The following is an 11,033-nucleotide window of genomic DNA, read 5'->3' on the forward strand; positions in this document are numbered from 1 at the left end:
TTAAGGTTTATTAATTTACTTTTCGGGTTATGGTTGATTGCCTCACCATTGATCGTAGATGGCGGTCAGATAGGGGGAATGATCTCAACGGCTTTAGTCGGTGTCTTCTTAATTCTTCTTAGCTTACCACGCGGAAAACGCAGCCATGAACATTATGGGCAATGGGACAAATGGATAATTTAATACTTAGCTCGTCTCTGAATTTGTTTTTACCCTTTCGGCTATCTCAGAGACAAGGGATTATCCTATATTTTTAATTTTCCGCAGTGAATAGTTGATTTTTGTTAAAATAGAATAGGATGGAACCCTCCCATAAGTTCAGAATAGCCTAGATAGAGTTTTCCATTTACATTCAACGTAATGGAGAAGCGAAATGAAAAGACAGGTTTTAGGGGAAGATCAATCCTAAATGAAGGCAAATCAGGTGCATTCAATGTACCTGATTTGTGTCGTAAGCATGGGGGCGGTCAGAGAACGCATTATAAACGGAAATCTAAGTACGGCGGCATGGAGTCGTCAAACTTATATACAATACGTGCGCTTGAGGCAGAGAATGCTAAACTCAAAAAGATGTTCGCAGATGGGAGTATGCAAAATGTGGCACTCAAGGACATTCTTGGACAAAAGCTATAAGAGCAGCACAACGTAAAAAGTGTCTACAGATTTAGAACAAAATGACCACTACAAAATCACTCTAAGCTTTATGTTAAAACTATAGTCAGTCAAAAGGAAAAAGTTGTCTGAGGCATTATTTATACCAAGATTTTCTTTGGTTGAGGGATTATCGAGTTAGTCTACTTGAGTACGTGTTAAATACTTTTTCACGCGGAAAACCATGAAATAAACGTCTTGGTGTAGGACTTTTGGAAGGGTTTGGACTTCTGGCACAGATGACACCCGTTCTTCAGGTCGTCATCGCTTTAGTGTAAGCGCAAGTGTAATCTCTCTACCATATCCACACAATTTAAATGCAATTTTAAAAGTAACGAGCGAATTAAAAAAAACACTTCCCTAACGTTTTCTGAGGGTCTGTCTGCGAACAACAAAGAGGATCAGCAACGGCAAAATTGACCACTGTAATATCGGTAACAACCCAGTGCCCAACATTGGCAAAACAGGCATATTTGGCGCGTATTGCCAACGGTCCAGTATATCGGTTGCAAGCCACTCCATAAAAATAGTGATACCAAGTCCAGTGGCTAAGTAAACTATCGCAGGTGTAATGGCTATTGCATGGATCCAATTTCTTGATCGAGCAATTACGACGGCACTCCAATATGCCAACACGCTGATCACGCCATCTCCTAAACTCGCCTGTGTACAAATGCGAACGACGCTCATGTAGTCAAGCGTTTTCAGTCCCTCGTAAAAAGGCATCTGCCACATTTCCCAAACGAAATTGAAGAGAAACGAAAACAGCAAGAGATTTACTTCTGGATTACGGAGTGTACGATCAATCCAGTGTTGCCCCATCTTTTTACTTTTTCTCCGATCGTAAGTACTTCCACAGCGCGGCAATTGACAAAACCAGTACACCAATGATCAATAGCCAAACCAATCCCATACCCAACATCATGCCCATACCCATATCGTTCATCATAGTTCTATCCTCTCTTGTTGACATTCCGTAAGACCACTAAAAATGTCGCCGTCTGCGCGCTCCGCGTTGCTATCGCGCAGACACAAACCTATGTTTATGTGAAAATTTAGGCGGGCTTATTACAAGGTAGTCCGGCAGCCTGCAAATCGTCAAAGCCAGCTTTAGATGCAAAAGCTGCAATATAGCCCATTTGTCGTAATGTTGCTGCAGCTAGCACGGCACGGCCACCGCTGGCACAATAGGTGACTATAGGCCGTTGATGATCGCTTTCTTCGTCGGAAATTCTCATTTCCAATACACCACGCGGTATAGCGACGGCACCTTCCAGATGGCCTTCCTGCCACTCATTGGGTTCACGAACATCGAGCAGTAGCGCACCGCTGCCACGCAAATCCTTTACCTTTTCAACGTCGACGGTGTCAGCTACCTTTTTGGCTTCATCGATCATTTGTTGTGCAGTTAAAAACGTAAACGTAAAAATTTCTCCTTATTGTAGTGTGAATGAATGTTCAAACTGTCAGCTCGCTACACATCTGCAGCTAAACCGCAGCCAAGGTTCGCCGGAACGGCCACATCCATCATCTTCGGATCAGGCAGATCCAGGTTGTTCATAATGTCGATATATTCAGCACGGCTCTTGCCGGCTAACCGCGGGTTGTGAGCCTTTTCCTCAGCAACGCTGCTGCGGGTCCAGCCGTTATAATCGTGCGCCGGGTATACCAGCGTTGAATCCGGTAGCGTAAATAGCTTTTTAGTAATGGAATCATAGCTTTGACCAGCGTCACCGCCTTGAAAGTCGGTTCGGCCACTACCACGAATCAGAAGCACGTCGCCGGTGAATACTGCTGGCCGCTCGCTGTGAAGCAAAAAGCTATAAGACTCATCGGTATGGCCAGGTGTGTACAAAGCTTCCAGATCAATACCGTCCAACCGGATGTGCTCGCCCTCCCTAATGGTTTCAGACACACAGTCGGCTTCTGTCTGTTCGCCCATTACCGTGATGCAACCGGTCTTTTCCCGCAACTTTCCAAGACCGGTGATGTGATCCGCATGGGTATGAGTATCGATGGCTCGCACTAGTCGAACATCGAGTTCTTCGACTAGTTTCAGGTACATATCCACCTTGTCTATTACTGGGTCGATTAGTAACGCTTCGTGGCCACTATCGCCAGCCAACAGATAGCTATAAGTGCTGGATTCAGAATCAAAAAATTGGCGAAATAACATGTTTATCCCCCATTCGTACTTAGGTGCAGTGTATAAGTAATATAAACACTCTACCCGATAGAATCAACCCAACGTGTAATCAAAAATATCCGGCTCATAGCGGTGACATCAAACCAATACTCTGATAATTTGACGCAAACTTGGCAAATTCCAGACTGATTATGTCCTCATTCTATTCATTTACAAAAAAAAGAACAAACACTGCCCTGTTAGCCTAATAGCAAACATTACCCTTGTTTTGTTGTGTTTTCTTTTCCTAATTAACTAATGTGAAGTCCGAAACTGGCGGTGCCCTTACAAGAGGCAACTTGCCAGATGCTTTTTCTTCATTGCTTTTGAGGTGATCTGATATTTTCTTGATGACCACTGGATCTTCAATACAGCCGATGACTCTTACCTGTCCCTGATTTCTATATATAAATTAGTCGCTTAGGTAAAATCATCGAAAATTAGTGACCTAAACGGTAGTTCAGCCTAGAGACCTTGATATAATTGGGCTGCAGAGCATCCTCGTTTTTAGATAAGTCATATTCCTGACAAGTTTGCTAGTTAGCGGCTACGTAAAACGCAAACTTTTATTAAATCATCTTTTCTTTTCGCTTTAATTTTTTTGAAACTTTGGAAATTGTAGAGCGAGAACATCCTAAAATATGTTGGATATAATCATAAGATTTTTTATCTGCCAACAAGCCTTCAACCTTTAGCTGTAACTCTACATCACTTGGTCGACCAAGATAACGACCTTCAGATTTAGCTTTAACAATGCCTTCCTTTTGTCGTCTTCTTCGATCTTCATAATCCTTTCTAGCAATAGCCGCAAGCATATCGAGCATCAAATCATTGATAGCTGATAACATTCTTCCAGTGAATTCATCACTTACCACCGCAAACTGATGACTCGTAGGTAAATCTAATGATACAACCCTCAAACCTTTTGCTTTTATGATGGACTTGAGTGAGTACCAATCATCATCCTTTAACCTGGATATCCGATCTATTTGCTCTACAAGTACCACGTCACCTTTCTGAGCTATTTCTAGCAATCTAAATAATTCTGGTCTTTGAAGCGTGGCTCCAGATTCATTTTCTTCAAAAAATGCAGATATGACCAAATCATGTTCATTAGCAAACAGTAACAATGCATCCTTTGCACGTCCCGCATCTTGCTCTTTGGTTGAAGCTCTGAGGTAAGCGTAAGTTCGAAAAGTACTCATTGTGGAAATAGTCCATTTTACATAGTCTCTTTATTCTAGTCCATTATACATAGTATGCAGCAATTAATGGACTATTATAAAGCTAGGTTTCTAGCAGTCCCTTTAAGGTATACCCTATATGAACTAGTAAGCTTAAATAAAGATTTAACGGGCAGCTAGCCGAACCAATCTACGAACGGCTCTAGATAGCATGAAGCTGTCAGTCGATGAAACCTTTTGTATGGCAAGTCTGAGCGAATAGGAGCTATGCCACCATTGCCGACGACCGGAGGATTTGATTTTTCACACAGCCTGCCGCAAAAGCGACCAGTCGAGACATTACTTACGATGTCAGCAGGTGCGACAGGCTGTGTAAAAACTCGGATTACAACCGCCAAATCTTACCCTCTGTGATACTCAACCATCCAAATGACTTAGTCACTGATTATTAGCGTTAGCGCGGAATTTTGGATTTGGAGTGTTAAGGCGGGTTGTTAGTGATAAATGTGACGTTTGAAGGCTGTTTTATTGCTCGAATTTAGGCTAAATGCACCCTTATTGCTTGATGGCTTCCATTAACCCAGTCGTTCCCATTATGGTCATCATTCTCTTCAGGTTATAAGCCAGCACATGCAGGTTCATCTCGATACTGACATTCTTTTTACGCTTCATTAAGAAGTGCGTCGCGCCCATCCACATTTTAATCGTACCAAACGGATGCTCCACGGTTTGTCTTCTTAACACCGATATCTTTGGATTATCATCGAGCCGCTGCTGCATCGCGTCTATCTCTTCTTCGTGAACCCAGCGTCTCATTTTCCTTGGCTCTTTTAATGATCTCGTGCATTTACCTCTGATATCACAATCTCGGCAAGCATAAAAATTAACGTATACCTTTTGCTCAAGGCCGTCTTCGGTTACGTTCCGTCGATGCGGTAATTCCTCGCCCGCTGGGCAAATATAAAGGTCTTTGTCTTTATCGTATTTAAATAATGACTTGTTAAAGATGCCTTTCTTTGCTGAGCCTGATGTATCAGTTTGTGGCACGTTTGCCGTCATGCCTAAATCTTGTGTGGCCTTGATATCGTTGCGACTAAAGTACCCCTTGTCGGCGATGATAGTGATGTCTTGTTTACCTAATGTTTTTTGGACTTGCTCTGCCACTAAGGTGAGCTGGCCTCTGTCTGTTGTCATAGTGACATCGTGTTCAACAATCAAGTGATGTTTTGTATCCACAGCGCTTTGCACGTTGTAGCACACCTGTCTTTGCATATGTTGCGTCTTCATCAAACGTGCATCAGGGTCGGTTTGTGACACTTGCTTGTCTGGGTGTTCATTCACTTGTATTTCGAGTGCTTTAAGCTCAACTAATCGCTGCTCAAGCCATGCTAATTTTGAAGTAGATACTGTGGTGTCGATATCCTTTTCATCCCCGTCTTTTGTGTCCATTTGACTTAATTATTGTTGAATACTCTTTTCTGTTCGCTCGATATGAGCCTGAACTTTGGTGGGCGTATAATTCTTGGATTTGTTGTTGACGGCTTTAAATTTACTGCCATCGATGGCGAAGGCTGAATCGTCAAACATGTTGAGTTGACGACATAACTCAACAAACCTGCGGCAGACATTTTTAATCCCCTTGCCATTATCTTTCCTAAAGTTGGCGATGGTTTTAAAGTCAGGCTTTAAACGCTCAAGCAACCACATTAATTCCACGTTGCGATGGCTTTCCTTTTCTAGCCGGCGAGATGACTGAATGCGATTTAAGTAACCATAGATGTAGAGTTTTAGCATAGTGGCAGGATGGTAGCCTGGGCGGCCGGTTAGCTTTGGGTTAACGGTCTCAAAACCTAAGTCTAATAAATCAAGGTGGTCAACAAACATATCGATAACTCGAACTGGATTATCTTCGGTAACAAAGTCATCTATTGCTTCTGGGAAGAGTGTCGATTGGTGTCTTGGTTGACCTTTAATATGGTGAGACATGTCAGATAAACTCTGGTTTGGCTTACCATTTTATTATACTAAATTAGGTCTTAAAGTTGGATCGGTGGCTAAGACTGATTGATCATAAACATCACATACTTAGACCAAAAGGTGATCAATAGTTTTTACACAGCCTGGCGACATTGCTGACATAAGCAATGTTGATATTCCAAGCCATGTTTATGTTTGGTTTGAGTGATAAGAGACAGTCGAGAACGCCTTCGACTATTACTGGAGAACTGAGTTTATAGTCATTCGAATCATTAGGAAATAAAAACGAAACCAGTTGTTCTTACAAAGACATTTTCGACACCAAATTATGAAGTTATTTGGTCAATGACAACAAGCATTTTCGTCATAGGAAAAAAGACCTTTAAAGTCTGTTTTTCCTTCTAGTCTGTCGATGTAATACTGCGAGTTCTTTTTAAATGTATCCAGACAATAAGGGCAACGACAAAAACGTAATTCATGGCCGTTATGCTTATAAGGCACGGAATGTGCCGATGGTTTTTCTGCTAGACATGTAGGACAAATCTTTATATCCGAAGTTTCTCCCAGAAGTTTTTCTGGTTCTTGTTCAAAGATAGTTAAACATCCCTGACAACAGAAAAAATGTTCCACAGATTTGTACATTACCCTTGGCGCTTGGGAGAAATTAATCCCTAACCTGATTAGTGAACAGCCACAAGTTGAGCATATCATCGTATAGTTCTCCTTATTAATTGATTAAAAAAGATAAAGGTTTATCCCGCACAGCAGGATAGTTCCTTAACATCTGTACTGAAGGTTTGAGCACAAAGTTTTAAACCTTCCACCATGGTCAAATATGGGAATAATTGCCCAGCGAGATCATCTACCGTCATATTATTATGGATTGCCAGAGCCGCGCTTTGAATAATTTCTCCGCCTTCATGGGCGAGTATTTGTGCGCCAAGAATTTTGCCTGTTAGTTTTTCTGCAACCAGTTTAATGAAACCGTCCGTTTCAAAATTGGCCAATGCTCGTGGCACATTTTCCATATCTAACACACGAGTAATGACCTCATAGCCCCCTGTTACGGCTTGCTCCTCTGTAAGACCCACGGTGGCAACTTGTGGGTCTGTGAAGATAACAGCAGGCATTGTCGATAAATCGAGCCTAGCTGCACCACCTGTCATATTAATGCCTGCTCTGCTGCCCGCTGCTGCGGCTACATAAACAAATTGTGGCATGTCGGAGCAATCCCCCGCGGCATAAATATTAGCGGTTGAAGTTTGCATTTTATTATTGACCAAAATGGCGCCACTTTTATCCGTTTTAATACCAACTTTGTCTAAACCAAGCTGCGCTGTATTTGCATGACGACCAGTAGCAACAAGTAATTTGTCAGATTGTAAGATCCCTTCATTAGTATCTACAGTAAATGAATTTCCGTAGTAGCTAACGTTTTTTGCTTGGGTATTATTTAATATGCGAATGCCTTCTTTTTCAAAGCACTCAGATAACTTCTCGCCTAGAAGTGGATCTTCAGCATACAATAGCGAATGACGTGCCAATATAGCCACCTTGCTACCTATACGCGCATAGGCTTGGGCAATTTCAATAGCCACAACAGAGGAGCCAATTACGATTAAACTATCTGGCAATTCTTCTGCAAATAAAGCTTCCGTTGATGTCCAGTAGGGTGTACCTGTTAAGCCATTTATCGGTGGGATAGTCGGTGTAGCTCCTGTCGCAATTAATGTGCGGTCAGTGTGAACCTCTACTTCTGTTCCATCTGAAACCCCGACAAGCAAAGTATTTTCATTTTTGAAATGCGCATAACCCTTTAATAAAGTTATAGCAGGATTGTTATCTAAAATCCGTTGGTACTTGGCACTTCGCAACTCTTCTACGAGAGCCGTTTGTTGGGCTGCTAGCAAAGAGCGGTTAATTTTTGGTTGATTGTCAGCAATGCCATCAAATGGGTTGACGCGTTGTTGGTGTGCCAATTGCGCTGCACGGATCAATATTTTGGAGGGCACGCAACCGATATTGACACAACAGCCACCTATGATATCAGCACCTTCGATCATAGTGACTCTTGCGCCATTTTCAGCAGCTTTGATAGCACATGCAAATGCACCGGAACCACTGCCTATAATCGCAACATGTAACTGGTCTGATCCGGCATAGCTGAGCGTATCTTTATTATTACTAGACATTATTAAAAACCTTATATTGCGCAGGATGCATCGTCACAACGATGATTTGCGGGGGAAAATATATCCCATATTGAAATGACAACCATAAATGCCAATGCGGAATACGTTACGTATGTACTCCACGCATACTGGAACCAAGGGTAAAGTGAGAGTAATAAGAAAACAGGGCCTATCATGCCAAGTGCACTTCTATGCCACTGGCGATGACTTAACCAGCCCAGTGCATTAAGAGCTAGCGCAACCCATGCAAAAAATGGTAATAGAGTATTGATAAACACCCCTTCCCATTGGCTGAGAAAGCCCAACCCAAGTGCTGCGCCCAAACTAGCAATAGCTGGAAAACACATCGCGCATCCCATGGCAGAAACCAATGCGCCAAGTGAGCCTGCTTTGTCGCCAATTTGTGTAATATACTTTAATAGACGATCCACTAGTTTTAGCCTCTTTTTAATCTTTCACGACAGAAGGATAACCAGCATTGGTTGTTGCACTTACAAGTGCTTCAATATTGGTCTTCTCATCATCATAAGTAACAACAGCTAGCTTAGTTGCATAAGTAACATCCGCTTTTTTAACACCATCCACATTTGTTAATGATTTTTTGACGGTGATAGGACAAGTAACACAATTCATGTTCGGTACATTAAGCGTGACCGTTTGAATTGTCGCCAATGCGCTTGAGCTTGAAAGTAAAGCGATTAAAAAGAATGTGTTTTTCATTGTTTGACTCCAAATTTTAATAGGTTGTATTGACACAATATGTGTTTGAAAAGTTAAACAAACCAAAGTATCCAATAGTTGCTAGTGATCAAAATAATTGCTGATGCAGTGGTAAGCCAAAAAGTGACTTTACGACGATGTCTTGTTACGGGGATTGCGCAGGCGCTGTCTGGTTCACATTCCTCTATTGGGCGATAAATCTTCCACCCCGCGTACCCGAGTAACAGCACAACAACTAGAATAAATACAGGGCGATAAGGTTCAAATGCGCTTAAGTTGCTTATCCATGAACCGCTAATGCCCAAGAGCAATAACACTAGAGGGCCTACACAACATACGCCTGCACCGATTGCCGCAATGATCCCGCCTACCATTGGAAGATTTGATTCGTTTTGACTCATATGAGTACCTCATTAACTTATGCCGCAACGATAAGTTATGTACCACGGTACGGAGTCAATGAGTTTTTTTGAAAAATATTGAAAAAACTGAAAGTGGGTAGTTCGCTTTTAAAGCAATTATAGGTAGGATCTTAGTGATACCGCCTTAGCTAAGGCTGCAATGAATCTATGATGGGGCAACAAGTCTCATCCTCATTACGTTGACATTGGGCTATATTTTCTAGCAGTGCTTTTTCCAAAAGCAGTAAATCTGCTTGTTTGGCCTGAACAGCAATTAGCTTTTTTTTGGCTAGCTCCTCGACTTGATGACAAGGGTTATCACTTAGTGATAGTAGCCCCTCAATTTCATGTAGCGTAAACCCCAATTCTTGAGAACGTTTTATGAAGCGAATTCTATTCACGATTTCTATTGGATATATTCTATAGCCCTGTAAAGGTTTAACAGGCTGTTTGATTAAACCCTTGCGCTCATAAAATCGAACGGTCTCTGGATTGATCCCGATTTGCTTTGCTATTTTACTGATCGTGCCTGACATTAATTATCAATCCTCAACAATTCATAAGTTCAAATATTCTTGATAACACAAGATATTAGAACTTGGAAATAATAAAAGGTATTCCAACTCCGAACAACGGGCGCGTTTAATGGTGACCATGATGAGGGTGGTTATTTTTGGGCACAGCAGTAAAAAAATGCGCTCGAATCTGGTGAATGTCTGCAATCAGTTAGAATCGCCAGTTCGATCATTGTCGAATGACGATCTGCTCCTGGCACTTTCTTCTCAATCAATAAAGCTAAAATCAACAAATGCTTACGTCAGCTATCAGGCAATTTTTGTCTTTATCCAAGACTACTCAACGGCCCCTATGACCCAAATAGACTGGCGAGAATGTCTCGCCTAGTTTGAATTGTCGCTATTATCGAAATACCAATATGATACTCGCTCAGCTAATATGGCCATCCGATTTCGCTATTTGAGCAACATACATGCCCAAACTTTCGCCGCGCATAGATACCAGTGATACTGTCGAATACCGAGACTTATATGATCCGCCGCACTTTAATGAGAATGACCGCAACTACTTTTTCAACCTAAATGATCTCGAAACATCAACGCTCAAGCAATTCAGAATTGTGCAGAATAAAGCACATTTCATCTTGTTGCTGGGCTATTTTAAGGCAAAGCCGGTTACGCTAACTTTCACCTGGGGAATGGTAAAAAGTGACCTTACCCACATTTATGCACGTTATTTTCCAAAAGCCCGGCTGATTCGCAAGAACCTAAACAAAGATGCCAAATCAAACATCTACCAAAAGGTCTTCTCGTTAACTGGCTTTCAACGCTTTTCAGAACAACATCAAAAGAGGCTGCATGAGCAAGCTGATTCAGCGGTTGCCATCCGAGCTGACAATAAAACGGTATTCGACGAGTGCGTGACTTATTTGAATCAGCAATGGATTGCATTACCGGCCCTTTCTCGAATTCAAAGTATTGTAAGCCAGGCATTAAACAAAGAAGAAGAACGACTTATCACTTTATTTAATAGACAACTCAAGGGCAGTATTAAGGATTACATTACCGCTTTATTAGCACCGCATCAGACAACAGACGAATTTCGTACTCTGCGAAACCAGGCTAAAGATTTTACTTTTGGAGAAATAAGTCGAGAATTACAAGATAAACAAAAACTAGAGCCAATATTTAAACAAGCAAAAAGCATC

General features: G+C 41.8%; 13 protein-coding genes and 1 pseudogene. 3 read left to right on the forward strand and 11 right to left on the reverse strand.

What is annotated here, in order from left to right:
• Both GMES_RS03880 and GMES_RS03885 read left to right on the forward strand, forming a co-directional pair.
• Positions 1-183 (forward strand): SPW repeat domain-containing protein (locus GMES_RS03880; RefSeq protein ID WP_039986483.1); only part of this gene is annotated, 183 nt, incomplete at its 5' end.
• 177 nt (positions 184-360) lie between these two features.
• Positions 361-633: a transposase gene (locus tag GMES_RS03885; protein ID WP_039986484.1), complete on the forward strand. Its 273-nt coding sequence runs from the start codon at positions 361-363 to the stop codon at positions 631-633.
• Positions 634-1,011: 378 nt separating this feature from the next.
• On the opposite strand, the gene GMES_RS03890 is transcribed toward GMES_RS03885, so the two are convergent.
• The 11 genes and pseudogenes from GMES_RS03890 to merR all read right to left on the reverse strand — a co-directional run bounded on the left by GMES_RS03890 (position 1,012) and on the right by merR (position 9,846).
• On the reverse strand, positions 1,012-1,377 hold the full coding sequence (locus GMES_RS03890) for a hypothetical protein (protein WP_006991273.1): 366 nt from the start codon (positions 1,375-1,377) through the stop codon (positions 1,012-1,014).
• A 100-nt stretch (positions 1,378-1,477) separates the two neighbouring features.
• Positions 1,478-1,600, reverse strand: coding sequence for a hypothetical protein (locus GMES_RS22920; RefSeq protein WP_006991274.1), 123 nt, complete (start codon positions 1,598-1,600; stop codon positions 1,478-1,480).
• A 106-nt stretch (positions 1,601-1,706) separates the two neighbouring features.
• A complete protein-coding gene (locus GMES_RS03895; protein WP_006991275.1) occupies positions 1,707-2,048 on the reverse strand; it encodes a rhodanese-like domain-containing protein in 342 nt (113 codons plus the stop codon).
• A gap of 77 nt (positions 2,049-2,125) precedes the next feature.
• Entirely contained in the window at positions 2,126-2,827 is a 702-nt protein-coding gene (locus GMES_RS03900; RefSeq protein WP_006991276.1) for an MBL fold metallo-hydrolase, read from the reverse strand.
• Between the two features lie 578 nt (positions 2,828-3,405).
• Positions 3,406-4,041 (reverse strand): recombinase family protein, encoded by a 636-nt coding sequence (locus tag GMES_RS03905; RefSeq protein ID WP_006991277.1) that lies wholly within the window; start codon positions 4,039-4,041, stop codon positions 3,406-3,408.
• Between the two features lie 534 nt (positions 4,042-4,575).
• A pseudogene (locus tag GMES_RS03910) lies at positions 4,576-6,006 on the reverse strand (IS1182 family transposase).
• A gap of 743 nt (positions 6,007-6,749) precedes the next feature.
• The gene (gene merA / locus GMES_RS03915; protein ID WP_006991279.1) at positions 6,750-8,189 is read right to left on the reverse strand and encodes a mercury(II) reductase; all 1,440 of its coding nucleotides are present in this window, start codon (positions 8,187-8,189) and stop codon (positions 6,750-6,752) included.
• An 11-nt stretch (positions 8,190-8,200) separates the two neighbouring features.
• Entirely contained in the window at positions 8,201-8,620 is a 420-nt protein-coding gene (gene merC / locus GMES_RS03920; RefSeq protein ID WP_006991280.1) for an organomercurial transporter MerC, read from the reverse strand.
• A 16-nt stretch (positions 8,621-8,636) separates the two neighbouring features.
• Complete coding sequence (merP, locus tag GMES_RS03925; protein WP_006991281.1) at positions 8,637-8,909, reverse strand: mercury resistance system periplasmic binding protein MerP; 273 nt, start codon at positions 8,907-8,909, stop codon at positions 8,637-8,639.
• Between the two features lie 53 nt (positions 8,910-8,962).
• A complete protein-coding gene (locus tag GMES_RS03930) occupies positions 8,963-9,310 on the reverse strand; it encodes a mercuric transporter MerT family protein (protein WP_007103942.1) in 348 nt (115 codons plus the stop codon).
• A 149-nt stretch (positions 9,311-9,459) separates the two neighbouring features.
• A complete protein-coding gene (gene merR, locus GMES_RS03935; RefSeq protein ID WP_006991283.1) occupies positions 9,460-9,846 on the reverse strand; it encodes a mercury resistance transcriptional regulator MerR in 387 nt (128 codons plus the stop codon).
• Between the two features lie 452 nt (positions 9,847-10,298).
• Between merR and GMES_RS03940 the strand changes: the two genes are divergently transcribed.
• Positions 10,299-11,033 (forward strand): DUF4158 domain-containing protein (locus GMES_RS03940; protein WP_039986489.1); only part of this gene is annotated, 735 nt, incomplete at its 3' end.

Source organism: Paraglaciecola mesophila KMM 241 (assembly GCF_000315015.1).
GTDB lineage: Bacteria > Pseudomonadota > Gammaproteobacteria > Enterobacterales > Alteromonadaceae > Paraglaciecola > Paraglaciecola mesophila.